Here is a 26,841-nt window from a genome sequence, read left to right on the forward strand (position 1 = left end):
TTTGTCATGAGGCTCTGGAAACCTCGTGACCCACCGCCTCAACAGCCGCCTTCAGCGATAGGAGAAGCCGGTGCTCAGCTATCTCTTGCGCAAGCTGCTGCTCAGCATCCCGGTGCTGTTCGGCGTCACCGTCATCGTCTTCGTGATCGCGCATGCCATGCCGGGCGATGCCGTGCTGGCGATGATCACGGCGGAGGCGCCGTCGAGCGAGGCGCTGATCGCGATGCGGCGCGGCGAGCTCGGCCTCGACCAGCCGCTCTACATCCAATACCTCAACTGGATCGGCCAGATCCTGCACGGCAATCTCGGCCGCTCCTTCGTCAATGGCCGCAGCGTCGGCGAGATCATCGCCGAGCGCCTGCCGATGACGCTGGAACTGATGGGGGTGGCACTGCTCGTCGCCTTCATCATCGGCACGACGCTGGGTGTGATCTCGGCGCTCAGGCAATACAAGTTGACCGATTATTCGCTGACGCTGGGCGGCTTTGTCGGCGTGTCGATCCCAGATTTCTTCATGGGGCTGCTGCTCGTCTACGTCTTTGCACTGGAATTGCGCTGGTTGCCGTCGTCCGGCATTTCCACTGCCGGTGACAGCTTCTCGTTCGTCGACAATCTCAGGCACCTGATCCTGCCTGCCGTAGCGCTCGCTTTGTTTCGCGCCGCGATCTTCATGCGCTACGCCCGCGCCGGCATGCTCGAAGTGCTAAACCAGGACTATATGCGCACCGCCAAGGCCAAGGGCCTGCGGCCAAGCACGATCACGCTGCGCCACGGCCTGCGCAACGCTTTGATCCCGCTGGTCACCGTCTTCGGCCTCACTTTGCCGACGCTGTTCGGCGGCTCGGTGGTGATCGAGACGATCTTCCAGTGGCCGGGCATCGGCCTGATGTTCATCGACGCGGTGGTCAACAGGGATAGCCCTGTGATCATGGGCTATGTGCTGATCACCGCCATCATCGTCATGCTGGCTAACCTTGCGACCGACCTTGCCTACAGCGTGCTCGACCCCAGGGTGAGCTATGACTGACGTCACCGCCGCCGACATGACGATTGCCGCCGGCGCCTCGCGCGGCCTGTGGGGAGAGGCGGCGCGCCGCTTCCTCAACCACCGTCTGGCGACGCTTGGACTGATCATGCTCGCCACCATCGTGCTCGCTTGCGTGCTGGCGCCGCTGATCGCGCATTACGGCCCCAACGACATCGACCTGCGCGGCCGCAACCAGCCGCCCGGCGGCATGCATTGGCTCGGTACCGACGGCACCGGCCGCGACATCTTTGCCCGCATACTCTATGGCGGCCGCATCTCGCTGACGGTCGGCTTCGTCGCCGTCGCGATCTCGGCGGCAATAGGCATCTTCATCGGCTGCGTTGCCGGCTATTTCGGCGGCAAGGTCGATCTCTTGCTGATGAGCCTGATCGACATGGTGCTGACCTTTCCCCGCCTGGTCATCATCATCGCTTTCGTCGCCGTGGTTGGCCCCAGCATCTTCAACACCATGGTGGTTATCGGCCTGCTCAGCTGGCCGTCCATCGCCCGGCTGACGCGCGGCGAGATCCTGGCGCTGCGCAACCAGGAATTCATCCTCGCCGCGCGCTCGCTCGGCACCCCGCCGTCGGTCATCATCCTCGAACACATATTGCCCAACGTGCTGAGTCCGATCCTGGTGGCGATCACGCTCGACGTCGCCACCGTCATCCTGCTCGAGGCCTCGCTGTCCTTCCTCGGCCTCGGCGCGCAGGCGCCGGCGGCCAGTTGGGGCAACATGCTGCGTGATGCCCGTACGCTGTCGATCCTGGAAAGCCAGCCCTGGATGTGGATCCCGCCCGGCGCGATGATCGCGATGGCCGTGCTCAGCATCAACTTCGTCGGCGACGGCCTGCGTGACGCGCTCGACCCGCAGCACATCATGGGCGGGGGCGCCAAATGACAGGCACCGACACACTTGCCGTTGGCAGGGCAGCAAAGGGGATCGGGCAGCAAGCTGTGCTTTCCGTGCAAGGGCTAAGCGTCGAATTCGGCCCCAAAGGCAGCTCCGTCTATGCCGTCAACGACGTCTCCTTCGATCTTGCCGAAGGCGAGTCGCTGGCCATCGTCGGCGAAAGCGGCTCCGGCAAGTCGGTCACCGTGCAGACGTTGATGGGCCTGATCCGCAAGCCTCCCGGCCGGGTCACCTCCGGCCGTGCGTTGTTTCGAGGCCGCGATCTCCTGGCCATATCAGACAGTGAATTGCGCCAGATCCGCGGCCGCGACATCGCCATGATCTTCCAGGATCCGATGTCGTCGCTGAACCCGGTGCTGACCATCGGCCTGCAGCTGACCGAGGCGCTGCGAGAGCACCAGGGCCTGAGTCAGCCGCAGGCCGAGCGCCAGGCGCTCGACATGCTAGCGCTGGTCGGCATCGCCAACGCGCCGCAGCGCATGCGTGCCTTTCCACACCAGTTCTCCGGCGGGCAATTGCAGCGCATCGGCATCGCCATGGCGCTGGTCTGCAAGCCGTCGATCCTGATCGCCGACGAGCCGACGACGGCCCTCGACGTCACCATCCAGGCGCAGATCGTCGAGCTGGTCGCCCGCCTGCAAAAACAGCTCGGCATGGCGATCATCTGGATCAGCCATGATCTCAGCCTGGTCGCGGGTTTCGTCGACCGCGTCGCGGTGATGTATGCGGGCTCGATCGTCGAATGCGCGCCGGTCGATGAACTGTTTTCGGCGACGACGCATCCCTACACGATCGGCCTATTGAACTCGATTCCATCGCTGACGGCGGCAAACACAAGGTTGGTGCCGATCAAGGGCGCGCCGCCCAACGTCACCCTGCCGCCGACCTTCTGCGCCTTCGCACCGCGCTGCGATTATGCCGAGGCGCGCTGCCGCGAGCAGAAACCGCCACTGGAAATGGTCGGCGCCGGCCACACCACCGCATGCTGGCGCTGGCGACAGGTAGAGCGATTACCACGTGCGCTGACGGCCGCATCTGGCGCGGCTCCGGCAGCGGCGGCGTCCAAGCAGGAACCACTGCTTGTCGTCTCCGACCTCAAGCTGCATTTCCCCATCCGCCGCGGCGTGCTCAGGCGGCAGGTCGGCGCGGTGCATGCGGTCGATGGCGTCAGCTTCGAGGTGCTGCGCGGCGAGACACTGGCGCTGGTCGGTGAAAGCGGCTGCGGCAAGTCGACGACCGGCCGTGCCGTGCTTGGCCTGGAGCGTCCGAGCGCCGGCAGTGTCGTCTTCGAAGGCAGGGACTATGCAGGCGCGACAGGCGAGCAGCTCAAGCAGCGCCGCCGCGACATGCAGATAGTTTTCCAGAACCCGTTCGGCTCGCTCAATCCGCGCATGACCGTCGGGCGCATCATCGGCGAGGGGCTGCGCGCCCAGAAGATCGGCACCCGCGCGACGCGCGACACCCGCGTCAGTGAATTGCTGGCGCTGGTCGGCCTGCGGGAAGCGCTGCGCGACCGCTACCCGTTCGAGCTCTCCGGTGGCCAGCGCCAGCGTGTCGGCATTGCCCGCGCTCTGGCGGCCAATCCAAAATTCATTATTGCCGACGAGCCGATCTCGGCGCTCGACGTCTCCATCCAGGCGCAGATCGTCAATCTGTTGGACGACCTCAAGGCGCGCCTCGGGCTGACTTATCTGTTCATCGGCCATGATTTGTCGATGATCCGCTATCTCAGCGACCGCGTTGCGGTGATGTATCTGGGCCGGATCGTCGAGATCGGCACCACGGCGATGGTGTTCGGCAGCCCGCTGCATCCCTATACACGCGCGCTGCTGTCGGCGATCCCGGTGCCCGACCCCAAGGCCGGCGGAACACGCAAGCGCATCGTGCTGGGCGGTGCGGTGCCCGATCCATCGAAGCCGCCGCCCGGTTGCCATTTTTATCCGCGCTGTCCCCTGGCGAGCGACATCTGCACGCGGGTGACGCCGGAGGTGCGCGATTTCGGCTTGCCCATCTCTGGCCAGCATCTTGTCGCCTGCCACCGTGCCGGCGATGGACCATGATCCCGAAAAGTGGAATCCGGTTTTCGGAAAAGACCATGGTCAAACAAAAAACCTCCATCCCGATCTGTCCGGGATGGAACCCAATGAAATCTCTGAATCTACTGAGGATCCCCAAATGACCAAGAAACTGGCGGGCATGTATGCCGCCTTGATGACCGGACTGAGCGATGCCGGCGAGTTCGATCCGCAGCGCCAGCGCAACATCAACGACTATGTCCTGCGCCAGGGTCTGGCCGGGCTCTATGTCGGCGGCAGCAGCGGCGAATCCGGCCTGCTTACGGTGGACGAATTGCTGGCTCAGCAAGAGGTGGTGTTCGCCAGTGCTGCAAGCAGCGGTACCAGGCTGATTGCCCATGTCGGCATGCCGAACCTGCGCGATTCCATCCGCCTGGCACGGCAGGCGCAAAAGCTCGGCTATCACGCGCTGTCGGCGCTGCCACCGCATTCCTATCCATTCTCCGATGAAGAGGTCTTTGGCTACTACCAGGGGCTGGCGGCGGCGACGGATCTGCCGCTGATCGTCTACGAAATCCCCCTGCGCACCGGCCGGCCATTGCCGCTCAACCTCCTGGTCCGGCTGCTCGATCTCGGCAATGTCGTCGGCATCAAATTCACCTCCACCGACCTGTTCAAATATTCATTGCTGCGCAAGCGGCAGCCGCAAAAACTGTTCTACTACGGCTTCGACGAGATCTATGCCGCCGCCGGCATGCTCGGCACCGATGGCGGCATCGGCACCACCTACAATCTGCTCGGCAGACTGTACGTGGCGATCGACCAGGCGATCCGCGCCGGCGATCTGGCACGGGCGAAAGTGCTGCAGATGGTGTCGCAGGATTTCGTCGAGGTGCTGCTGGAAACCGGCGTCCTGCCGGGCATGAAAGCGGCCTTCCGCGTCATCGGCGTCGATTGCGGCCCGACCCGCGCGCCGATGGCGCTGGCTGTTGCCGACGCCGAAGAGCGGATGCGCGCGGTTCTTTCTCGCCCGGGGGTGAGAGAATGGCTGGTGTGAGAGGAGTTGGCTGAAAGATCCGCAGCCGCCGAATGCGAAGAGACCATCAGGCAGTTCCCGCAAATTCGGAGGCATCTTGCCTCAAAAGGATTGCCTCACCGGATCGGTCGATTATCATAAACGGCGATAGCCGCATGGCTGAGGGTAGCACCACAGCGCTCTTGGCGGCGATAGCGGGAACGCGATGGTGTGGGTCAAGAAACTTTCGGCCGGCGAGAAGCTGGCCATCGCCGCCGACTGCGAGCGTTTCATCGCCGATGTTCTGAAGCCACGGTTCATCCACGGCCGGCCGAATCGGCTCGACTATCCGCTAGACATTTTCGGCAAGTGGCGAGGAAGCAAATACGGTTTCTCCGCGCGCTACCGTTCGGATGAAGGTGAAGAATTCAACGCTCCCTTCGCCCGGCTCGACCATGCGGAGGAGCATCTCGCCGAGACCCGGTTCGACCTCATGTGGCACAGGCACACCGGAACATGGTGGCGGCTGCACGCGACCGTTACGTTGGACGAGGCCCTGCGTCTCATCTCGGCTGACTCGAGGCTCCAGCCGCCACTATGAACCGCAAGAACAGTCGACCCCGTTTCGATGTCGATGCCCTGCGCGACCTTGTCGGCAGCAAGGTGTACTCGCGCGGCGAGGCCTACTGGCGTGACGGGCTGGTGCGACTGCTGACCGTCGGGTCGAAGCGCGTGCTGGCGCAGGTTGCCGGCACGGAGGACTATCGCGTTGAGCTGATGGGGCGTGCAGAGTCGGTCGACGGCACGTGTTCCTGCCGCGCCTTCGAGGATTGGGGCTATTGCAAGCATTTGGTGGCAACAGCGCTGGCGGCAAATGCGGTAGTCAGCGACGCTGAAGCGGAAAGCCTCGACGTCTTCGCGGGCATTCGCCAACATCTGGAGAGCAAGGACATCGCGACACTCGTCGAGATGATCATGGATTTTGCCGAGCGCGACCCGATCCTGTTGCGTAAGCTCGAAATGGCCGCGCTCGCTACACATGGTGACGAGAGGACTCTCGAGGCGCGTCTCGGCAAGATGATTGACGGCGCAACCGCCACGAATGGCTTCATAGACTACCGCGAGGTGCCTGACTGGGCCCAAGGCGTGGACGAGGCGCTCGACGTGATCGCCTCGGTCTCGAGCAAGCATGCGGGCATCGTCATGCGGCTCGCTATGCGAGCCGTCGATCGGATCGAGGCTGCCATCGAGGGCGTGGACGATTCCGATGGCCATTGCGCCCCACTTCTCGAACGGGCATGCGAAATTCACTGCAACGCTGCCTTGGAGGCGCCTCGCGAACCCTTGTCCCTGGCGCGTGACCTTTTCGCACGCGAGATGAACGGTGAATACGACACCTTTGCTGGCGCGGCCGGGGTCTATGGCGACATCCTCGGCGAGGAAGGATTGGCTGAATACCGTCGCCTTGCCACCGAGGCTTGGGATGAGTTGCCCGCGACCGCCAGCAGGAACCGGGCGGGTCACATACTGTCTGGGGACCATTTCAGGCTCCAGGAAATCCTCGACTTCTTTGCCGAACGCGATGGCGACGTGGAGGCGCGCATTGCGCTTCGCGCCAAGCATCTGTCCTCACAGCAAGCCTATCTGCAAATCGCCAAATTCTGCCTCTCGCAAGGTCGTGCGGAAGAGGCTTTGCGCTGGGCCGAGGATGGCCTGTGGATGTTCGAGGATGACCGACCTGACGAGCAGCTCGTTTTCTTTGCAGTCGACCTGCTGACCGCAGCCGGTCGCGATGCGGACGCTGAAGCGCATCTGTGGCGCGCATTCGAGAAGGCGCCGAGCCTCGGACTGTATCAACGGCTGTGCAAGTCGGGTGGCAAGGAGGCGCGCGATCGCGCGATCGAGCGTCTCCAATCCAGACTGGCGCGCGAGAAGCCGTCAACCTGGTATTATCCGGCCGATCTGCTTATCAGCATCCTGATTGAGGAGAAGCAGTTTGAGTTGGCGTGGGCACATACGCGCGAACACGGCGCTTCCGGGGGGCTAAAGGAGAAGCTTGCGCAGGCCAGCGAAGTCACGCATCCGCGTGAGGCCCTGAAGATTTACGCGGAACGCGTCAACCAGCTGGCCCAGTTTGGTGGCAACGATGCCTATGCGGAAGCGGCAGTCTTGATCGGCCGTATGGCCGGCCTGCGCATGGCATCCGAACATGCCGCGTATCTGGCGGATGTGAAGGACCGCTTCGGCCGCAAGCGCAATTTCATGAAATTGTTGGCCTGACATGCGGCGCGCGGCGATTGACGAGCAAAATCGCTACATGCTGGAACGCCAGCGGCAGTTCCGCGCGGCGGCTGATGTCGTCACCGATGCCTGGACGCGCTTCCGCGAGGTGGGGGCGGTGGCCGTTATCGGCTCCGTCGCGAAGCCGCTTTGGAAAGAGGTGCCGCGCTTCAGCGAATTCCGGCGCGAACGGATCGAGGTCTGGCATGAATGCAGCGATCTCGATCTGGCACTCTGGCTCGACTCGCAGGAACGCCTCGGCGAACTGCGCCGCGCCGCCGCGCTTGCCCTGCGCGAGGCCTTTGAGAAGGGAACAGGGATCAGCGTTGCCGATCACCAGTTGGATGTTTTTCTGATCGAACCCGGCAGCGACAATTACCTGGGCCGACTCTGCAAGTTCAGTTCATGTCCGAAAGGAAAACTCGACTGCCTGGCTCCCGGGTGCGGGGAGGTCGCCTTCAACAAGCGCATCGTGGACTTCACGCCGCATGACGATCTGCTCGCTCCTGCCCAAGGTGCGATGCTCTACAAGCGTGGTGTCGGCCGGGTGCGCTCCGCGCTTGACCTGCCGCAGACTGGCTGAAGGCTGGGCGACCCGGCTTGGCCGTACTTCGGACAACCGCTTCACATCACAGGCATCGGACTGTGCCTGTTGTGGAGACCGGCAGCTCTTGCGACACCGAGCGCTTTCCCGGCCATTCGGGCGAAAGCGATGAGTATACGGGCATACTTATATCCACAAAGCGGGTTTTCCGTTAGGCTCGCTGCTGCGTGAAACGGGAGCATCGATTGCGAGGATTTGCGGAAAGCTTGATGCAGGGGCCGCGGACCGTGGCCGAGCAAATCGCGAATGTCTTGCGCGAGGCCATTGCCAATGGAACCATAAAGGCGGGCACTCCGCTGCGCCAGGACGAACTGGCCGAGCAGTTCGGCTTCAGTCGCATGCCCATTCGTGATGCCCTTCGCCAGCTGGAGGCCGAGGGCATTGTTTCCATCCATCCGACAAAGGGCGCGCAGGTCGCGCGGATGGACAGCGCCGAGATCAGTGAAATCTACGCGCTGCGCGAGCTGCTCGAAAGCGAGGCGCTTCGGCTCTCAGTACCCAGCCTATCCGGCGTGAAGCTCGATGAGGCGGAACAGGTGCTCGACCAGATCGACGCGGAGCGCAATGTCGGCCGATGGGGCGCGCTGAACAGGGCCTTTCATCTGGCTCTCTACGATGCCTGCGGCAACAATCGATTGCTCGGCCTGATCGAGGCGCACCACAATGCGGCCGATCGTTACGTCCGCATCCTTTTGTCGAACCTGGACTATCGCAACCGCTCGCAGACGGAGCACCGCGATCTGCTGGCTGCCTGCCGGCGGCGCAAGGGCGACAAGGCCATAGTCATCCTGAGGCAGCATCTTCGCGAAGGAAGCGAGACGCTGGTCAGCGCGATCAGGGAAGATGGCCTGTCGCGAAAATCCTAGTTTGAGGCGTGGCTCGGGTCCTCATGCCGGTTGGGCCACCGTCTCATAGACGGTGGTGAGTCTCAGCCCTGCGCGGGCCTGCGTTCGACAATGTAGATGTGGTCGGCGGCCAGCACGACTTCGCCGCGCTGGTTGATCACTTCGCAGCGTTCGATCACTCGTCCAGAACCCGGCCGCTTGGGATCGTCTTCCTTGGCCGCGATGGTGGTGCGCGTGCGGATCGTGTCGCCGATGAACACCGGCTTGATGAAGCGCAGACGGTCATAGCCATAGGAAAAAGCGACCGGGTTGACGATGGTTGCCGTCAGGCCGATGCCGACGGAAAACACCAGCGTGCCATGCGCAATGCGCTGGCCGAACGGCGTCGTCTTCATGAACTCGGCATCCATGTGATGCGGAAAGAAATCGCCGGTATGGCCGGCGTGGACTATGAAGTCGGTCTCGGTGACGGTACGGCCGCTGGTGAGACGCGACGAGCCGATCTCATAGTCCTCGAAATACTGGATCTGTTCCATCAGGGCCTTTCCGCGATCGGCGTCGCCGGTGCCGCACTCGACCGATAGGCGGCCTCGACCAGCGCCATCGTGCTCCACGCATCCTCGACCGGACTGATCAGCGTAGCATCTTCTCCGGCCGCGAAACGTTGGACATTGGTCATGCGGCCGACGAAGGCATCGGGAAACCACTCGCCGGCCAAGGGCACGGCGATCCAGTCCGTTCCGCCCTTGGGGTAGATCTCCAGCACATCGGGCTCACCTGTGGGATAATCGAGGTTGAGACCGAGCTTGAGATAGGCAGCGCCCTCGGTGCCGCAGATGCGGAACTCGCAGGCCTGGTGCCGGCGTCCGAATTTGTGGTCGTGGTTGATCGACAGGGCGCAGCGCACGGTGTCGCCATAGTCGAGAATAGCGCTGGTGCGCGTCTGCGCCACCTTATGGTTGGGATGGCCAAGCGTCTTGGCATGGATGCCTTTGGGGTCGCCAAGCAACTGCCTGATCAGATCGAGATAGTGGATCGAATGCATGGCGATTTCGACCCGCGGCGCCTTGAGCAGGAACTCCCAAAGTTCCCACGGTGTCGCCAGCGCCAGCCAGGCGTCGAAGTCGACGACCTCGCCGAGCCAGCCCTTAGCGATGGCGTCCTTGAGCGCCAGCATCATGGGCGCGAAGCGTAGCTGGAAGTTCACTGCCGCATGGAGCTTTTTGGCGCGGCAGATCTCAAGGATTGCGGTTGCTTCAGTGAGGTTGCTGCCCATCGGCTTCTGGATCAGCGCCACCGCGCCATCGGGCAAGAATTTCAGCACATCGGCGTGACGTGAGGGCGGCGTGGCGAGGTCGAAGATCGCACCCTCGACAGCGGCCGCTTCCTCCGCCGAGCGAAAGGCTGTCACACCCCATTGGCTGGCCAGTTTTTCAGCTCTGGCGTGGTCGGGGTCGTAGAGGCCGGCGACAGGAAAGCCGGCCTTCCGATAGGCCGGGAAATGCGCATCGCCGACGATCGATCCGGCGCCGAAGGTGACGACCGGCCGGGGCGTCGAAGGTTTGGGCCAGGACTGGACGAGCAAGGCAGGGTCGAAACCGCCTTCAGTCATGATGGAAGACCTCGTCCATCGCTGCCCACCATTCGCCCTCCTTGCGTGTCGCCAGCGGTTCCTGGCAAGGCATGCAGACCGCCCACCATTCCTGTGTCTTCGGGTCGGCCGCCATCTTGGCCATGTCGGCTTCGTAGTCGGTGCCATGGTAATCGAACGTGCTGAACAGCAGGTTCTCCGGCCGCTTCAGGTAGATCGAATAGTTCTTGATGTTGCAGGCCGAGATCATGGTCAGCACGTCGGGCCAGACGGCGGCGTGCAGGCGGACATACTCCTCGACCTTTTCAGGCTTTAGCCCCAGAACCATCCCCATCCGCTGCATGTTCGTTCCTCTACTTCGTGATCGCCGTGGTGAATTCGGCGATGCTCATGGCCTTGACCGCGTCCCAGTCCCAATCGATCCCGATGCCTGGCTCGTCGGGTGCCAGCGCCTGGCCATCTTCGATGCGCATATGCTTGCCGGTCAACTGGTCGAGCTGCGGAATGTACTCGACATACCTGCCGTTCTGAACAGCGCATGTCAGGCTGACATGCAGTTCCATCAGGAAATGCGGGCAGACCGGGATGTCGAAGGCCTCCGCCGCATGGGCGATCTTGAGCCAGGGCGTGATGCCGCCGATGCGGCCGACATCGACCTGCACGATCGAACAGGCGCCTTTCTGCATGTATTCGCGGAAATGGCGGATGGAATACAGTGACTCGCCAATGGCGATCGGCGTCGGCGTCGAGTTCGACAATCGCACATGCCCGTCAATGTCGTCGGCTGGCAGCGGCTCCTCGATCCAGGCGAGGTCGAGTTCGCGCAGTCTCGCGGCGCGCCGGATCGCCTCGTCGACCGAAAACCCTTGATTGGCATCGGTCATGATCTCGTAGCCATCGCCGACCGCCTTGCGCACCGCCGACAGGCGGGCAAGATCCTCTGATCCATGCGGCCTGCCGATCTTCACCTTCGAACCGCGAAAACCCTTGGCCTTGGCGGCCAGCGCGTCATCGACCAGAGCCTGCGTCTCGATGTGCAGCCAGCCGCCTTCGGTGGTGTAGAGCGGACAACGATCCTTGGCGCCGCCGGCAAGTTTCCATAGCGGCAGGTTCTGCTTCTTGGCCCGCAGATCCCACAGCGCGGTATCGATCGCGGCGATCGCGATTGCGGTGATCGCGCCGATCGTCGTGGCATGCGTGGCGAATTCGAGGTCGTGCCAGATCGCCTCGATCATGTCGGGGTCGCGGCCGATCAGCCGCGGCGCCAGATGATCGGAGAGAAGCCGCATCACCGACGAGCCGCCGGTGCCGATCGTGTAGCTGTAACCGGTACCGACCGCGCCGTCGGAATCGGTGATCGTGACGATCGGCGTTTCCTGGCTGACGAAGCTCTGGATCGCGTCCGTGCGCTTGACCTTGGGCACAAGGTCCACCATTCGCAATTCGACTTTCTCGATTCTGGCCATGCCGATCAGCTCCGCAATGTCTTTCCGGTCTCAGTGGCAAACAGATGCGCCTGTGACATGTCGAGGCTCATGGCGACCCGCTCGCCCGGCCGCAGTGGTCTCGGGTTCAGCATCCGCGAAACCCAGTCTTCGCGATTGAATTCGACGAACACCAGTGTCTCGTTGCCGAGCGGTTCGGTGACCGTGATCGGCAGTTCGATCTGGTGGACGTCGGCAGCGCCACCGGAGCTGATCCCGTGGCCGGTCGGATAGATGTCGTCTGGCCGCAGCCCGAACACGACCTTGTCCCCGGTCGCGACATTGGCCTTGAACTGGCCGGGCAGCGGCAGCTTTTCGCCGCTGGCGAAAACCAGCTTGCCGTCATCGATCGTCGCCTCATGCAAATTCATCGGCGGCGAGCCGATGAAGCCGGCAACGAAACGCGTCGCCGGCCGCCGGAAGACCTCATCGGGGGTGCCGACCTGTTCGATATGACCGTCGCGCATGATGACGATGCGATCGGCAAGCGTCATCGCCTCGACCTGGTCATGTGTGACGTAGATCACCGTCGACTGCACCTTGGCATGCAGCTTCTTGATCTCGGTGCGCATCTGCGTGCGCAATTTGGCATCGAGATTGGAGAGGGGCTCGTCGAACAGGAACACATCGGGGTCGCGCACGATGGCCCGGCCCATGGCGACGCGCTGGCGCTGGCCGCCGGAGAGTTGCGAGGGGCGTCGGTCGAGCAGCGTGTCGAGGCCAAGAATGGCCGAGGCCTCGGCGACGCGACGATCCATATCTTCCTTGGCAGCACCTGCGATCTTCAGGGAGAAGCCGAGATTCTCGCGCACCGTCATGTGCGGGTAGAGCGCATAGGACTGGAATACCATCGAGATGTTGCGCGACCGCGGCGGCAGATCGTTGACGACGCGCCCGCCGATCTCGATCGAGCCGGCGCTGATCTCTTCCAGCCCGGCGATCATGCGCAGTGTCGTCGACTTGCCGCAGCCGGAGGGGCCGACCAGCGCGATGAATTCGCGGTCGGCGATCTCGAGATCGATGCCGTGCACGATGCCGATATTGCCGTAGCGCTTGGTCAGCTTGGTGAGGGTAACGGTTGCCATTGGATCAGCCTTTCACCGCACCGGAGGTCAGGCCGCCGACTAGGTGTTTCTGGACGATGTAGGTGAGGGTGAGCGCCGGAATGATCATAACCACGGCCAGCGCGCACATGCCGCGCCAGTCGATGGTGAACTCGGCCGTGTAGTCGAGCAGGCCGACCGGCAGCGTCTTGGCGCTCACCGAGCGGGTCAGTTGCGAGGCCAGCGCGAACTCGTTCCAGCAGGTCAGGAAGGCGAAGATCGCGGCCGACGCAATACCCGGCCCGGCGAGCGGAAACTCGACCTGCCAGAATGCCTGCCAGCGCGTGCAGCCGTCGATCTGTGCCGCCTCCGCGAGGTCCTTGGGCACCTGGCGGAAGAATCCGTCGATCAGCCAGATCGTGAACGGCACATTGAGCGCGACATAGGCAAGGATCAGCCCAAAATGCGTGTCGATGATGCCGAGCCGCACATAAAGGAAGAACAGCGGCAGCGACAGCGCGATGCCAGGCACCGTGCGCGTCAGCATCAGGCCGAGAAAGACGCTCGACTTGCCGCGGAAGCGGTAGCGCGCGAAGGCATAGCCGCCGGCCATGCCGATGGCCACTGCAATGACCGTCGAGGTCACCGAGATGATCAGCGAGTTGCGGAAATATTCGATGACAGGGATGCCGCCCTTGCCGATGCCGCTGAACATCGCGATATAGGCGTCGAACGAAATTTCCTGCGGAATCCACACCGGCGGCTTGGCCATGATCTCGACCGCCGGCCGCAGCGACGAGAGGACGATCCATAGGCCCGGCAAGCAGATGGTCAGCATCGCCAGGAACAGGCCGATGCGATAGACGACGCCCAGCAGCCGGCGCTTGAGGCGGGCGGAAGAGTTCTCGTCCATCTTCACCACTCAGCACCGATTTGCGTGCGCGCCGCGGCGAGCTTGTTGAAGAAATAGACGGTGAAGGCGATCGACAGCAGGATCGAGAAATAGGCCATGGCGTTGGCCATGCCCATGCGCCCGTCGCTGTATGCGGTGCGTGCCACCAGTGTCCACAACAGCTCGGTGCGGCCCGCCGGTCCGCCATCGGTCATGATTTTGACGATGTCATAGGCGCGCGCGACGTCGAGCGAGCGGATGGTCATGGCGATGTAGGCGAACGGCATGACGAACGGCCACGTCACATAGCGGAACGTCTGCCATGGCGTGCAACCGTCGACCCGCGCCGCCTCGATCGGCTCCTTGGGCATGGCGAGCAGTCCGGCGAGGATCAGGATGGCGAAGATCGCCGTCGACGACCAGATCTCGGCGATCGAAATGGCGATGAAGGCGAGATGGCCTTCGATCAGCCACGGTATGGCGTCCTGCGTGATGCCGAGCGACTGCAGGGCATTGTTCACCAGACCGATATTGTCGTTGAACATGAACTTGAACTGGAAGCCGACGAGGATCGGCGAGAACATCATCGGGAACATCATCAGCGTGCGCAGGATGCGCTGGCCGCGCGTTGCCTTCTCGACCAGCATGGCGAGGCCAAGGCCAAGCAGCATTTCGAGATTGAGCGCGATGGTCAGCAGCAGCACAGTGCGGCCGAAGGCCCACCAGAAATCGGTGTTGGACAGGATCGAAAGATAATTCCGGATGCCGATGAAGACGTAGAATGTCTCGGGCCGCGTCAGGCGGAACGGCGTGAAGCTCGAATAAAGCGACAGAAGCAGCGGCACCACGACCACTGCCGCCAGCACGATCATGGCCGGAAGCAGCAGCAGGAATGGCGCGGATGGCTTGAAGCCCTTCATCAGAATCCTTGAGGTGTTTGCATTGGACGGCAGTGCGCGGGCCCGGGGCGAAGGATCAGCGTAAACCGCTGGCGTCCAGCGAAACGCGATCGCCTCCCCCATTTTCTAATGGGGGAGGCAGCCCTGGGAACCGCTACTAGAGCTTGCCGGCGTCCTGGAGGATTTGCGTCGCCTTGGCGGCGGCGTCATCCAGTGCCTGCTTGGACGTCTTGTCGCCGAGGATCGCCGCCTGCAGTTCGGGATAGACGGCGTTCGAAATCTCGATCCATTCAGGCGTCTGCGGCACGGCAAAAGCGTGCTTGGCCTCTTCCTGGAAGGCGGTGAGAACCTCCTTCTTGTAAGGATCGTTTTCGGCCTGCTTCAGGTCCCAGTCCCACACGGCCGTGCGGGTCGGCAGCGGACCTGCGGCGGCTTCGAGCTTCTGGCTGTCCTCGTTGGTCAGCCACCACACTAGGGAAGCCGCGGCCTCCTTGTTCGGGCAGTTCTCGGTCACGGAGAAGCCATGAAAACCAGACCAGCCGGTGCGCTTGCCTGAAGAACCCTTCGGCGCAACCTTGACGCCGACATTGCCGGCGACTTTCGACGATTTCGGATCGTTGAAGAAGCCGGCCCAGCCCGGCCAGTCGAGATTGATGGCGACGGTGCCCGAAGCAAAGCCCTGGCCGAGATCGTCCCACAGGTAGTTGGTGGTTCCGGCAGGCACGGCCTTGGCCTTGTAGAGGTTGACGAACCAGTCGAGCGCCCGGATGCCGGCCTCGGAATTGAAGACCGGCTTGCCGTCCTTGTCGAGGTACTCGCCGCCCTCGGCGACGACCATCTCGTAGAAGCGGCCGTTGATCGCCTCTTCCTTGCCGGCGAATTGCGTGCCGTAGAAATTGGGCGGGTTGGCGAAGAATTCGGCCTGGTCGGTGACTTCCTTCCAGGTGTCCGGCGGCACCAGGTCATAGCCGTATTTCGCCTTGAACTTGGTCTTGTTGTCGGCGTTCCCGTACAGGCTCTTCTGGTAGTAGAGCGCCGAAACGTCGAACTGCGCGCGCGGCAGCATCTCCAGCTTGCCGTCGATGGTTGCGGATGTGATCGTCGACGGCACGAAGGCGTCGATCTCTGCCTTGGGCAGCAATTTGCTAAGGTCTGTGTACAGGCTCGTATATTGCGGCGCGAACGACGAATGGTTCCAGCCGACGCACCAGTTGGTGCTGCCCGAGGCGATGTCGGACTTGAGCTCCTTGTCGATGTCGAAGCCGTTCTTCTTGGTCAGGATGTTGACCTTGGCGCCGGTCGCCTTCTCCCATTCGGGAATGCGCTCGTAGAGCTTTTCATATTGCTGGCCACCGATCAGCTTCACGTCGACGGTCACGCCTTCGAACTTGCCGGGCAGGTCGCCGGCAAGCGCCGCGCCTGCACCTGACGCAAGCAACAATGCACCGGCGCACACGCCGGAAAGCAGTCTGTTCATTGGTATCCTCCCTTGGTGCCGCCTCCGCGGCGACCGCAACTCGTCTGATGACAAGAAGTGCTACATTCATATACAAACAAAACATTCACGGATACGTCAAGGCGAAATTTGTTTCCGTCGAGCACGTTCCTGCGTATATGAAGGGTGAAATTCACTGGAGGGATGAGCCATGGACGACAGCGAAGACGAGCGCTATCGCGCGCCGGCGCTCGACAAGGGGCTCGACATCCTCGAACTGCTGGCGGGCGTCGACGGTGGCCTGACGCAGGCCGAAATCGCCAAGAAACTCGACCGTAGTCCCAATGAATTCTATCGCATGCTCGACCGGCTGGTGCGGCGCGGCTACGTCACGCGCCTCGACGGCGACCGCTATTCGCTGACGCTCAAGCTGTTCGGCCTAGCGCAGTTGCACGCTCCGGTGCGGCGGTTGGTTTCCTACGCCACGCCGCTGATGCGCGAACTTGCCGAGACATCGCAGCAGGCCAACCAACTCGTTGTTTTCGATCGTGGTTCCGCCGTTGTCATCGGTCAGCAGGAGGCGCCGAACTACTGGGGGATTTCGATCCGGGTCGGTTCCCACATCAGCCTTTTCGACACCGGTTCGGGGCATGTGTTGCTCGCCTTCCGTTCACCGGAAGAGCGGCAGATGATGATATCGGAACACGTCCGCAGCACCGACAAGACGGCGCAATCGGCCGAGTTCTTCACCCGTCTCGACCAGATCCGCGACCGCGGATACGAGATGATGGCTTCGATGCAGACCGCCGGCGTCTTCAACCTGTCCGCTCCGGTGCGCAGTTCCGATGGCAAGGCGATCGCCGCGCTGTCGATTCCCTACATCACCGTAGTCAACGCGCCTTCCGCGCCCGACATCACTAGGACGATCGAACTGTTGCTGGCAACGTGTGAAAAGCTATCGCATCTCGCTGGATCAGCGGTCGGCTCATCGGCATGAATTCTTATTTGAATGAAGAATTCCTCCGTGAGATGATTTGAAACAGCCATGAGGAGGAGCCGCCATGATCATCGATACCCATCTGCATCTCATCGATCGCTCGGCCTTGCGCTATCCCTGGCTCTCAAGCGTGCCGGCGCTCAACCGCGATTTCTCCTATGAGGAATACGCCGTTGAGGCGCAGCGTGTCGGCGTCGAACGCGTGCTGCATATGGAGGTCGATGTCGATCCCGCAGAGATCGAGGCCGAGACCGCTCGTGTCGAAAGGCTGTCGCGACAACCCGGCAGCATGCTGGCCGGAGTGATCGCATCCTGCCGACCCGAAGAGGCGGATTTTCCGGCCTATCTCGAGCGCCAGCGGGCAACCCCTTTCGTCAAGGGCTTCCGCCGCGTACTGCATGTGATGCCCGACGAGCTTTCGGAGGGCGCGCTGTTTCGGAGCAACATCAAGCGGCTCGGCGGCACCGGCCTGACCTTCGATCTCGTCGTGCTGCCGCACCAGATCCCGAAAGCAATCGCGCTGGCCGACCTGGCGCCCGATGTGACGTTTGTCCTCGACCATTGCGGCGTGCCCGATATCAAGGGCGGAGCCGAGCATCCGTGGCGAGAACATATGAGCGAGATCGCGCGGCGCCCGAACGTCATGGCCAAGATTTCCGGTGTCGTCGCCTATGCCGATGCCGGCAGCTGGACGGTCGAGACGCTTAGGCCTTACGTCGAACACACAATCGGTGCGTTCGGCTGGGACCGCGTCGTCTGGGGCAGCGACTGGCCGGTCTGCACGCTTGGCGGCGGCCTGTCGACCTGGGTGGCGGCGACCCATGCGCTGCTTGCCGGTTGCAGCGTCGATGAACGCGACAGGCTGCTGTCCGCGAATGCCCGCAAGCTATGGCGGCTCGAATAACCGGATCTGCCACAAGTCTCCTCAGATCGTCGTCGAGACGTGCCGCTCGCGGCCATAGAGGGATACCAACAGCACGATGATGAGGCCAAGCGCTGCCTGCACCGCCGAGGGCTGGAAGCCGAGGCCGATCAGCAGCGTATTGATTTCGGTCAGCACCAACACGCCGGCGATCGTGCCGAGATAGCTGCCGCGGCCGCCGACCAGTGCGGCGCCCCCGACGACCACCGCTGCGATGGTCTGGAACAGATAGGGCTGGCCGACATCGCCATAGGCCGAGCCGGTGAAGCCGAGCAGCAGCACGCCCGCCACGGCGGCGAAGAAGGCGCTTGCCGCATAGGTGATCACCCACATGCGCACCGGATCGATCAGCGCCAGCGGTGCCGCACCTGGATTGCTGCCGAGCGCATAGAGCCGCCGCCCATAGGGCGTCCGCTCCAGCACCAGCACGACGAGCGCCGCCAGAACGACCAGGCTCGGCACCAGCCACGGCACCGGCAGCGGTCCGGCCGATCCGCCAATCGACACGAAGCTGGAAACCGCTTGCGGCGCGGAGCCGGACGGGAAGCCGGCCGTCCACAGCAGCACCAATCCCTGCACGATCATGCCGATGCCGAGGGTGACGATGAGTGGCTGGATGTCGAGACTGCGCGAGATCAGTCCGTTCAGCCCGCCGATGACGATCGCCAGCACTCCGACGAGGCCGCAAACCACGACAAAATTCCAGCCATCGCCGTAGAGCTGCGCCGCCACGACATTGGCAAAGCCAATGACGAAGGGGATCGACAGGTCGATGCCGCCCATGATGACCACCAGTGTCTGCCCGATCGAGGCGACGGCAAGCAGCGACGCGAGCACCAGCATGGCGCGTATCGCAAACGGCGCCGAGTAGCCGGGAATGAGAACCGTACCGGCAAGGTGCAGAAGGGCGGCGACACAGAAGGCGCCGACGACGCGGGCGTTGGTTGTCGCGAACAGGTTTCGTCGGAAAACCATGTCAGCGCCCCTTCATGGCAAGACGTTCCTGCGCTGCTGTCAGCATCACTGCCAGTACCAGTATGGCGCCGTAGGCAATCTGCAGCACGAAGGTCGAGACGTTGAATGTCGTCAGCACGCTTTGCAGCAGGAAGATATCGATGGCGCCGATGGCGGCCCCGGCAACGCCGCCGCGCCCGCCGGCTAGGCTGACGCCACCGAGCGCGATGGCGGCGATGGCGATCAGCGTGTAGGTCGGCCCGATATTCGGGTCCGCCGAGCCGATCAGTGCGGTCAGCATCAGCCCGGCGCATCCGCTGAAGATGCCGGTCATGACATAAGCGATGAAGCGCACGCGCGTGACATCGACGCCGGCTGTGTAGGCGGCACGGTCGTCGCTGCCGACCGCCATCAGCTGATCGTAGTAGGGGGTGCGCCGCACCAGCCACCAGGCAATGAACATCAACGCCAGCGGCAGCATCGACAGCGGACCGGACAGTGCCTTGAGCCAGGCTGGCGCGGGGCCGATCGGTGCGGGCAGGATGGTCAGCGTCACCCCGGTGAGGATCAGATAGGTGCCGAGCGTGGCGACGATCGGCTGGATGCGTACGATCGTCGCCAGGAAGCCGTTCGCAGCACCAACCAAGGCGCCGACGAGCAGCACCGCCGGTACAAGCACCAGGGGCGATGAGATGCCAGCGCCGAGGAACAGCACCTGGATCGCAAAAGCATTGACGAAGCCCATCAGCGGCCCGACCGAGATGTCGATGCCGCCACGACCAGCGAGGATGACAGGCGTGGACGCGATCGCGGCACCGATCAAGGGCGCCGCCAAGCCGATCAGCGCACCCCAGGATCCCGGCTGGAACCGCCCCGGACTGAGGATGAGATTGATGGCAAGCAGCACGATCAGCAGCACGACCGCGAAGCCGACGTTTCGCCCAAGAGACAGGAGGCGCGCAACAAGGCTCATGCCGCACGTCCGAACATGGCTGATATCACGCTGCCGGTGGTCAGCGCCTCGCCGGCGATTTCGGTCGCGACCTCGTTCTCGCGGAACACCAGCACGCGCTGGCACAGGAGAAGAATTTCCTCGATTTCGCTGGACAGGATAACGAGCCCCATGCCGTCGGCGGCCAGCCCGCGAAAGACGTCGTAGAGAACATGCCGCGTCGCCACGTCGACACCGCGCGTCGGGTCGTTGAGAAGCAGGATCGCGGGCTCCAGCGCAAGCGCTCGAGCCAGCAGCACTTTCTGCTGGTTGCCGCCCGACAGAGTGGTGATCGGCGCATCGGGTCGGGGCGCCATGATCGACAGTTTCTCACGATAGATGTCGTAGCGCGCCTTGCGCACCGCCGGGCTGATAAGGCCGAGACGCGTATCGCGCGACAGTGTCGAAACGGCGAAGTTGTCGAGCACCGATTGCGTCGGGAAAATGCCGTTCGCACGCCGGTCGCGCGGCAGATAGGCAATGCCGCTGGAGACGGCCTTGCGGTATCCGGTGATCTTGCGAGGTTCACCGGGCTGGGCCAGCACGATCGATCCGCCATGCGGCGGCTCCAGGCCTGCGAGCATCTTGAGGAACAACTCCTGGCCGTGGCCATCAAGACCGGCAAGGCCGACGATCTCACCTGGGGCAATCGCCTGCGTGATCGGACTGGCGCCGGGCGCGATGACGAGATCGCGAACTGTGAGGGCAGCGCGGTCAGCCATGTGCCAGCTCCGCCGCCGTGCGGGGCGCCATCGCCCTGAGAAGTTCCGCCGGCGTCGAGGCGCCGCGCTCTTCGGTGCGCACGACGCTGCCGCCGCGCAGGATCGAGATGCGATCCGAAAGCGACATCACCTCGTCCATGCGATGGGTGATGAACAAGATCAGGCACCCCTCGCCGGCAAGCGCGCGCATCAGCGAAAAAACGGACTCGCGGTCGGCGAAGTCGAGCGCGGCTGTGACCTCGTCGAGGATCAGGATCTTTGGATTGCGCACGATTGCGCGAGCAAGGACGACAAGTTGCTGCGCGGCTAACGGCAACACGCCGGCTGGTTTATCGAGGGAAACGTCGGTGATGGCAAAGCGCTTCAGCGCGGCTGCTGCCTTGTCGCGGCGCTCATTGCGCGGCACGACGCGCCGGACGAACCCGTCGAGGCCGAGCAGGATGTTGTCGGCTACGCTGCGATCCGGTGCGATCAGAACCTCCTGGAACACCGTGGCGAAACCCTGCGCCTGGAAAGCGGATGGGCTGGCGCCTGAAAACGGTTTGCCGTGCAGAAGGATCGTGCCGCTGTCTGGCTGGACGATGCCCGACAACAGCTTGACCATCGTGCTTTTGCCCGAACCGTTCTCGCCCAGAATGGTGTGGATGGTCCCAGCGCGGAACGTGATCGACGCGTCCGCAAGCGCGACCGTCTCGCCATAGCGTTTGGATATGTTTTTGACTTCAAGCATGTCGCGTTTCAATGCTGGCAGGCCGGCTCCCCGAAAGGAGTCGGCCTGTTGGGATACTAGCAGGCGCGTTCACTTCGCGCAGGCGTCACTTTGCACAGGCATCGGGCACCTTCGAATAATCCCAGCCCTTGGTCGGCGCCGGGTTCGAGAAATAGGCGTCGAGCCATTCTTCCGGCATCGGATCCGTCGGCGGGATCGGGAAGATCGAGACGGCATCCGTCGTCATGCAGTCCTTGTACCATTGGCCGAGATCGGCGCTGTGGACCGGCGGGATCGGGATCAGCAGCGTGTTCAGCTTCGGCTTCTGGCCGTCGAGCATGCGCTCGCCGACGCGGAACAGCGTCTCGGCGGTCCAGTGCGGCAGAACCGCATGGCCTTCGAAGCGGTATTTGTCGGGGTTGGCTTTCCAGTAGCCCAATGCATCGCCGGTGATCGAGCCGGTGATCAATGGCGCCGGCCGGCCGGCCTCTGCGAAGGCCTCGGCAACGACGCGACTTTCGCTGCCGGTCGTCCACACCGCATCGATCGGCGCCGGGTTGGTGGCGATCGCCTGCAACACCACGGTCTTGGTGACGTTGGCCGTCCAGTTGCCGTTGACGTTGCGCGAGATCTTCAGCTTCGGATTTTCGGCCAGCGCCTTGTCTGCGCCCTGGCGCTCCTGCACCACGATCGGGTGGCCGGCAATGCCTTCGACCAGCAGGATGCTGGCGCCGTCCGGCTGCGCCTTGCCGATCGCCGTCATCATGTCATACCCCCAGCGCGCATAGTTGGAATCGACATTGATCGCATTCGGGCTGGTCACCGAACCGGCTGCGGTGATGAATGGAATGCCGGCTTTGGCTCCGGCGTCGATGGCATCATCGAGCGCCGTCGCCGAGCCCGGGATCGAGGTGATGATCGAGCACTTCTTGTCGATGAAGGCGCGGATCTGGTTGATCTGCTGGCTGGCGTCGTTGTTGGAATCCGACACTTCGAAGCTGGATACGGTGCCGTCGGCGATCAGCCCGTCGACGAGGCGTTTCAGTTCCTTGGTCACCGTTACACGCCACGGGTTGCCCTGGTAGGATTCCGAATGGCACCACTTCCACGGCTTCGGTGGCGCGGTGAAATTGTCCCAGGCCGAAGGCAGCACCTTCTGCGGCGCGCCGTCATATTGCGCCTTGAGTTCGGTCGGCAGTGCGCCGACGACGCCTTGCACATCCTGGGCAAAGGCGGCGGTCGTCGCAAGCGAGGTAAGCGCGGTTGCGGCCAGCAGGCCGCGGATCATTGCTGTCATCTTGTTCTCCTCCGTTCGGTTTCGTTCAGGCTCCTCCACCGGCAGCGCCGGACACCTGCACCAGGGGACTTTCCCGAAACAGGCGGTTGAGATCGGCAACGACCTGGGCGGCCTTGTGCCCATGGGTCATGCCGGAAAGGATGCGTTCGGATGCCGCCTGCTGGAACGCCATGTAGCCGTCATGGCGCGGCCGTACCCACGCGCCTTCCAGCGTCACGCGCGTATCCCGATAGAAATTGCCGGTCGCTTCATTGACGGCCTGGTCCTCCCAGGCTGTGGCATGGCCAGGCTGGCCACCGGCGGCGGCATAGGGACCGCGCTGGACGTCGCCGCCGGCGACCCAGTAAGCGAAGTCGATCGCAGCGTCTCTGGCCTTGGAAAAGGCCGATACGGCTATGCCGGTGCCGCCGAGTGCCGAGCCGATCGGGCCATTCGAACCGATCACCGGAATGTCTGCAAAAGCCAGCCGGTTCTGACGAAAACCAGCCGCCGCATAGGAGACGTAGCCATAGATCAGCGGCGCGCAGACGATCCTGGAATCGGCCTCTGTCATGCGCTCCGAGACCGCAATCGGATCCATCTCGAAACAGGCCGGCTCGACCAGCGCCGCAATCTCGCGCATCGCCTCGAAAACTTGGCTGCCGGTCTCGATGTCGATCAGATCGTGGGACGGATCGGTTGTGCAGGCATGACCGAGATTGCCGGCAAGCGTGTAGAACGCCATCAGCACATGGGGCGGGCGCATCGGCAACAGCACACGGCCTTGCCGGGCTAGATCGAGCACCTCGCTCCAGCCGGCCGGCGGCGCATCGAGCGCATCCGGCCGCCATGCCTGGACTTGGGCCGCCGCATCGATCGGAAACGCCCATTGCCGCCCCTGCCAGTTGTAGCTCGGATAGGACTGGCCGACGCTGCCCGAGGCGAGGGCTGCAAGTTCCGCCTCGCGTCCAGGGACATCCAATGGCTCGAGGCAGCGCTCAGCCGTGATCTGGCCGACATGCGGATGATCGATGACGATGAGATCATAGGCCCGTGCCAATTCCTCGACGGGGAAGGATTCGAAATCCTGCAGCGAGCGCTTATCCCATTCGACGGCAACGCCGGTCTTCTGCTGCCACAGTGATGAGCAAGCGACCATCGGATCGTAGCCGCGCGGATGGCTCCAGGTCATGCCCTTGAGTGTAGGCACGCTCACAGGCCGAACTCCTCGCGGATTGCCGCGCTGTGTTCGCCGATGCGCGGTGCCGCCCGATCGACCTTGGCCCTAGTGCCATTGACCCGGAGGGGCGAACTGGTGGTGAGGATGGAGACATCGTCCTCGCGCGTCACCGTCTGCAGCATGTCGAGCGACTGGAAGCCCTCGTTTGCCAGCATCTCCGGCCAGGTTAGCACCTTGGCGCACCAGATGTCGGCGGGCTCGAGGATATCAAGCCATTCGTCGATGGTCTTGGTGGCGATCCTCTGCGCGATGATCGCCTTGATGTCGTCGCGCGCGGTGAACCATGATGCCGGCTTGTCGCGATAGGGCGCCAGTTCGTTGAGCGACAGCAGATCGGCAAGCTTGGGGATCGGCGTCATGGCGATGGCGAGATAACCGTCCTTGGCCGGGTAGACGCCATAAGGCGCCGACAGATAGGCGTGCGCGCTGCGGAAGCTGGAGCGCCTGGGCAAGCGGCGGCCATCATTGAGATGCGTAGTCAATACCTCGAACTGGAAATCGACCAGCGCTTCCAGCAGGCTGGTCTCGATATGGCTTCCCTGACCGGTGATGCCGCGCCGCACCAGTGCCGCCAGGATGCCTTGCGCACAGGCAGCACCGGCCAGCATGTCGCCAATGGCCAGCCCGAACGGCACCGGCCCCTGGTCCTCATCGCCGTTAAGCCACATCACTCCGGAACGCGCCTGCGCCAGCAGGTCCTGGCCGGGCCGCTTGACCCAAGGGCCGTCCTCACCATAGCCGCTGATCGAGGCGTAGACCAGCCGTGGATTGATCTTGCGGACCGCCTCGTAGTCCAAGCCGAGCCGTTCGATGACGCCCGGCCGGAAATTCTGGATCAGCACGTCGGCCTTGGCCAGTAGCCCGCGCAGCGCTTCGAGGTCGGCCCCGTTCTTGAGGTTGATGGCAAGACTTTCCTTGGCCCGGTTGATGGCATGGAAGATCGTGGAATCGCCGCCGATCTCGGTGTCGCTGAGATAGAGCCGGCGCGACAGATCGCCGCCATCCGGACGCTCGATCTTGATGACGCGCGCGCCGAGATCGAGCAGCCTGAGAGAGCAGTAGGGCCCGGACAGGAACTGGCTCATGTCGACGACGACGAGACCGGCGAGCGGCAATTCGGCTGCTGCCGGCATCGTTATTTCTCCGTCTTGCCGACGAAGTCGGCCGCGTTGCGGTACTTCACCGTCTGCAGATGCTCGCAATAGAGAACGAGTTCGCCTTCGCCCTTGAACACCTCGTAGCTGGCGCGGATCAGCCCCATCTCCTTGTAGCGGGGCTTCTTGTCGAGGTTGGAGCGGATCGAATAGATCGTGTCGCCGATGAAGACAGGCTTTATGAAACGCAGTCTGTCGTAGCCATAGGAAAAGGCGTTGACGCAATTGGTCGCGACCAGCCCCAGCCCAGCAGAGAAGACAAAGGCACCGGCGATCAGCCGCTTGCCGAAAATGCCTTCGCTCTCGGCAAACATCTGGTCCTGCACATAAGGGTGGATGTCGAGTACCAGTGTGTTGAACAGATGGCTGTCGCCTTCCGCCATGGTGCGGCGCAACGAGCGGATTTTCTGGCCGACCGGCCAGTCCTCATAGAACCAGTTTTCGGCGTTCCACACCGGCAGCGCGGCATGCTCTTCGGGCATGTTCTTGGGATGCGTCGAGGCGACGCCGACCGTATGCGCGAAATCGTTCATGGCTGGCTCCGCCAGTCCTGCCGGAGGTTCCGTGCAACCATTTGAACACGCGTCAAGGCGCCTGTATGCACGACGTCTCCTCCCGTCAATCTTCTTTTGTAAATAGTATTTTCACATATGGGGTTGCGTTGCAAGCGTGAACAGGCGAAATTTTGGCGGCTTCCGCGCGCCGAAGCGGCGGCGGGCAGGGGAGAAAAACATGCGCGAGGATTGTCTGGTCTTTGTCGGCAGCCTGAACCGTGAGGCGCCATATTTTCAGGGCGCGCGCGGCATTGGTCTCGGCGTCTACAGCTTCGACGAAGCGACGCTCGAAACGCGAAAACTGGCCGAGACCAACGACGTCGACAATCCGACATTCCTGTCGGTGACGCCGGACGGTTCACGCGTCTATGCCAATTCGGAAGTCTTCACCTGGCGCGAGGGGACCGTCTCCGCCTACAGATTCGATCGTGCTTCGAGCACGCTGAGTTACCTGAACAAGCAGCCATCCCTTGGCAGCATCACTGCCCACAACACCATCACCCGCGATGGGACGAAGCTGCTGGTTGCCAATTACGGCATGGGCGAGGGTGGTCCGGATCGCGCCGTGGCTGTCTATGGATTCGCCAAGGACGGCGCGCTGTCGGCGCCACTGGCCAGCGTCTCGCACAAGGGCACGGGCCCGAATCCGGCGCGGCAGGAACGCTCGCATGCCCACAGCGTCACCGAAACCATTGCCGGTGGCACGGCCATCGTCGCCGACCTTGGCATCGACCGTCTGGTGTCCTACCGAATCGAGCACGACGGCAATCTTGCCAAGCTCGCCGAGTCCGCCTTGCCGCAGGGCGCCGGCCCGCGCCATCTCGCACTGCACCCCAACGGGCGTTTCGTCTTCGTTATGAACGAACTGGATTCGACAATCGTGTCGATGTCATTGGACGAAGCCAACGGCAAGTTGTCGTTCATCGATGCCCAGCCGGCGGTGCCGGCCGAGGCGCGTGACAGCAATCATTGCGCCGATATCCAGATTTCGCCGGATGGCCGTTTTGTCTACGGCTCCAACCGCGGCCATGACAGCGTCGTCATCATGGCAGTCGACCAGCAGACCGGTTCGCTGAGCCTCGTCGGCTATGTCCCCTGCGGCGGTGCGACGCCGCGCAATCTGGCGTTGACGCCTTCAGGCGGCCATCTGTTCTCGGCCAACCAGAACGCCGACCGCATCTCGATTTTCGCCCGCGACGCCGACAGCGGCATGCTGACCGACACCGGGCGGGCCATCGAGATCGGCACGCCGATGTGCGTCAAGATCGTGTGCTGAACG

At 63.1% G+C, this 26,841-nt stretch carries 27 protein-coding genes; 11 read left to right on the top strand and 16 right to left on the bottom strand.

Features of this window, described 5'->3' with window-relative positions; translation table 11 throughout:
- Positions 1-70 precede the first annotated feature (70 nt).
- From NKJ06_RS10395 to NKJ06_RS10430, 8 genes are all read left to right on the top strand, one after another.
- The gene (locus tag NKJ06_RS10395; protein WP_352809748.1) at positions 71-1,027 is read left to right on the top strand and encodes an ABC transporter permease; all 957 of its coding nucleotides are present in this window, start codon (positions 71-73) and stop codon (positions 1,025-1,027) included.
- Positions 1,020-1,928 (top strand): oligopeptide ABC transporter permease, encoded by a 909-nt coding sequence (gene opp4C, locus NKJ06_RS10400; protein ID WP_352630338.1) that lies wholly within the window; start codon positions 1,020-1,022, stop codon positions 1,926-1,928. Before NKJ06_RS10395 ends, opp4C begins: the two co-directional genes overlap by 8 nt.
- Positions 1,925-4,000 carry an ABC transporter ATP-binding protein gene (locus NKJ06_RS10405; RefSeq protein WP_352630340.1) on the top strand — a complete coding sequence of 692 codons (2,076 nt, stop codon included), beginning with the start codon at positions 1,925-1,927 and terminating at the stop codon, positions 3,998-4,000. The genes opp4C and NKJ06_RS10405 overlap by 4 nt, the downstream gene beginning before the upstream one ends.
- A gap of 115 nt (positions 4,001-4,115) precedes the next feature.
- The gene (locus NKJ06_RS10410; RefSeq protein WP_352630342.1) at positions 4,116-5,012 is read left to right on the top strand and encodes a dihydrodipicolinate synthase family protein; all 897 of its coding nucleotides are present in this window, start codon (positions 4,116-4,118) and stop codon (positions 5,010-5,012) included.
- A 184-nt stretch (positions 5,013-5,196) separates the two neighbouring features.
- Positions 5,197-5,571, top strand: a complete 375-nt coding sequence (locus NKJ06_RS10415) for a DUF3024 domain-containing protein (protein ID WP_352630344.1) — start codon at positions 5,197-5,199, stop codon at positions 5,569-5,571.
- A complete protein-coding gene (locus NKJ06_RS10420) occupies positions 5,568-7,250 on the top strand; it encodes an SWIM zinc finger family protein (RefSeq protein WP_352630346.1) in 1,683 nt (560 codons plus the stop codon). Before NKJ06_RS10415 ends, NKJ06_RS10420 begins: the two co-directional genes overlap by 4 nt.
- Before the next feature lies 1 nt (position 7,251).
- Complete coding sequence (locus NKJ06_RS10425) at positions 7,252-7,833, top strand: hypothetical protein (protein WP_352630348.1); 582 nt, start codon at positions 7,252-7,254, stop codon at positions 7,831-7,833.
- A 248-nt stretch (positions 7,834-8,081) separates the two neighbouring features.
- Positions 8,082-8,720, top strand: coding sequence for a GntR family transcriptional regulator (locus tag NKJ06_RS10430; RefSeq protein WP_352809750.1), 639 nt, complete (start codon positions 8,082-8,084; stop codon positions 8,718-8,720).
- A gap of 62 nt (positions 8,721-8,782) precedes the next feature.
- On the opposite strand, the gene NKJ06_RS10435 is transcribed toward NKJ06_RS10430, so the two are convergent.
- The 8 genes from NKJ06_RS10435 to NKJ06_RS10470 form a co-directional block, all read right to left on the bottom strand.
- Entirely contained in the window at positions 8,783-9,238 is a 456-nt protein-coding gene (locus NKJ06_RS10435) for a MaoC/PaaZ C-terminal domain-containing protein (protein ID WP_352630441.1), read from the bottom strand.
- Positions 9,235-10,311 carry a Gfo/Idh/MocA family protein gene (locus NKJ06_RS10440; protein WP_352630352.1) on the bottom strand — a complete coding sequence of 359 codons (1,077 nt, stop codon included), beginning with the start codon at positions 10,309-10,311 and terminating at the stop codon, positions 9,235-9,237. The genes NKJ06_RS10435 and NKJ06_RS10440 overlap by 4 nt, the downstream gene beginning before the upstream one ends.
- Positions 10,304-10,633, bottom strand: a complete 330-nt coding sequence (locus NKJ06_RS10445; protein WP_352630354.1) for an L-rhamnose mutarotase — start codon at positions 10,631-10,633, stop codon at positions 10,304-10,306. The genes NKJ06_RS10440 and NKJ06_RS10445 overlap by 8 nt, the downstream gene beginning before the upstream one ends.
- Positions 10,634-10,643: 10 nt before the next feature.
- On the bottom strand, positions 10,644-11,756 hold the full coding sequence (locus NKJ06_RS10450) for a mandelate racemase/muconate lactonizing enzyme family protein (protein WP_352630356.1): 1,113 nt from the start codon (positions 11,754-11,756) through the stop codon (positions 10,644-10,646).
- 5 nt (positions 11,757-11,761) lie between these two features.
- On the bottom strand, positions 11,762-12,859 hold the full coding sequence (locus NKJ06_RS10455) for an ABC transporter ATP-binding protein (protein WP_352630357.1): 1,098 nt from the start codon (positions 12,857-12,859) through the stop codon (positions 11,762-11,764).
- Positions 12,860-12,863: 4 nt separating this feature from the next.
- Complete coding sequence (locus NKJ06_RS10460) at positions 12,864-13,730, bottom strand: carbohydrate ABC transporter permease (protein WP_352630359.1); 867 nt, start codon at positions 13,728-13,730, stop codon at positions 12,864-12,866.
- Between the two features lie 2 nt (positions 13,731-13,732).
- A complete protein-coding gene (locus tag NKJ06_RS10465) occupies positions 13,733-14,629 on the bottom strand; it encodes a carbohydrate ABC transporter permease (protein ID WP_023808865.1) in 897 nt (298 codons plus the stop codon).
- A gap of 136 nt (positions 14,630-14,765) precedes the next feature.
- Positions 14,766-16,085 carry an ABC transporter substrate-binding protein gene (locus NKJ06_RS10470; protein ID WP_352630361.1) on the bottom strand — a complete coding sequence of 440 codons (1,320 nt, stop codon included), beginning with the start codon at positions 16,083-16,085 and terminating at the stop codon, positions 14,766-14,768.
- A gap of 169 nt (positions 16,086-16,254) precedes the next feature.
- On the opposite strand from NKJ06_RS10470, the gene NKJ06_RS10475 reads away from it, so the two are divergent.
- The gene (locus tag NKJ06_RS10475) at positions 16,255-17,040 is read left to right on the top strand and encodes an IclR family transcriptional regulator (RefSeq protein ID WP_352630363.1); all 786 of its coding nucleotides are present in this window, start codon (positions 16,255-16,257) and stop codon (positions 17,038-17,040) included.
- A gap of 64 nt (positions 17,041-17,104) precedes the next feature.
- A complete protein-coding gene (locus tag NKJ06_RS10480) occupies positions 17,105-17,944 on the top strand; it encodes an amidohydrolase family protein (RefSeq protein ID WP_352630365.1) in 840 nt (279 codons plus the stop codon).
- 21 nt (positions 17,945-17,965) lie between these two features.
- On the opposite strand, the gene NKJ06_RS10485 is transcribed toward NKJ06_RS10480, so the two are convergent.
- From NKJ06_RS10485 to NKJ06_RS10520, 8 genes are all read right to left on the bottom strand, one after another.
- On the bottom strand, positions 17,966-18,937 hold the full coding sequence (locus NKJ06_RS10485) for an ABC transporter permease (RefSeq protein WP_352630366.1): 972 nt from the start codon (positions 18,935-18,937) through the stop codon (positions 17,966-17,968).
- A 1-nt stretch (position 18,938) separates the two neighbouring features.
- Positions 18,939-19,889 carry an ABC transporter permease gene (locus tag NKJ06_RS10490; RefSeq protein WP_352630368.1) on the bottom strand — a complete coding sequence of 317 codons (951 nt, stop codon included), beginning with the start codon at positions 19,887-19,889 and terminating at the stop codon, positions 18,939-18,941.
- Positions 19,886-20,629 (bottom strand): ATP-binding cassette domain-containing protein, encoded by a 744-nt coding sequence (locus NKJ06_RS10495; RefSeq protein ID WP_352630370.1) that lies wholly within the window; start codon positions 20,627-20,629, stop codon positions 19,886-19,888. The genes NKJ06_RS10490 and NKJ06_RS10495 overlap by 4 nt, the downstream gene beginning before the upstream one ends.
- Positions 20,622-21,359 (bottom strand): ATP-binding cassette domain-containing protein, encoded by a 738-nt coding sequence (locus tag NKJ06_RS10500; RefSeq protein ID WP_352630372.1) that lies wholly within the window; start codon positions 21,357-21,359, stop codon positions 20,622-20,624. Before NKJ06_RS10500 ends, NKJ06_RS10495 begins: the two co-directional genes overlap by 8 nt.
- 85 nt (positions 21,360-21,444) lie before the next feature.
- Entirely contained in the window at positions 21,445-22,635 is a 1,191-nt protein-coding gene (locus NKJ06_RS10505) for an ABC transporter substrate-binding protein (protein WP_352630374.1), read from the bottom strand.
- 25 nt (positions 22,636-22,660) lie between these two features.
- A complete protein-coding gene (locus NKJ06_RS10510) occupies positions 22,661-23,830 on the bottom strand; it encodes an extracellular solute-binding protein (protein WP_352630376.1) in 1,170 nt (389 codons plus the stop codon).
- Positions 23,827-24,987, bottom strand: a complete 1,161-nt coding sequence (locus tag NKJ06_RS10515; protein WP_352630378.1) for a CaiB/BaiF CoA transferase family protein — start codon at positions 24,985-24,987, stop codon at positions 23,827-23,829. Before NKJ06_RS10515 ends, NKJ06_RS10510 begins: the two co-directional genes overlap by 4 nt.
- Before the next feature lie 2 nt (positions 24,988-24,989).
- Positions 24,990-25,541: a MaoC family dehydratase gene (locus NKJ06_RS10520; protein ID WP_352630380.1), complete on the bottom strand. Its 552-nt coding sequence runs from the start codon at positions 25,539-25,541 to the stop codon at positions 24,990-24,992.
- 199 nt (positions 25,542-25,740) lie between these two features.
- Between NKJ06_RS10520 and NKJ06_RS10525 the strand changes: the two genes are divergently transcribed.
- Positions 25,741-26,838, top strand: coding sequence for a lactonase family protein (locus NKJ06_RS10525; RefSeq protein ID WP_352630382.1), 1,098 nt, complete (start codon positions 25,741-25,743; stop codon positions 26,836-26,838).
- The last annotated feature ends 3 nt before the right edge of the window (positions 26,839-26,841 follow it).

It is taken from the genome of Mesorhizobium sp. M0293 (assembly GCF_040321735.1).
Lineage (GTDB): Bacteria > Pseudomonadota > Alphaproteobacteria > Rhizobiales > Rhizobiaceae > Mesorhizobium.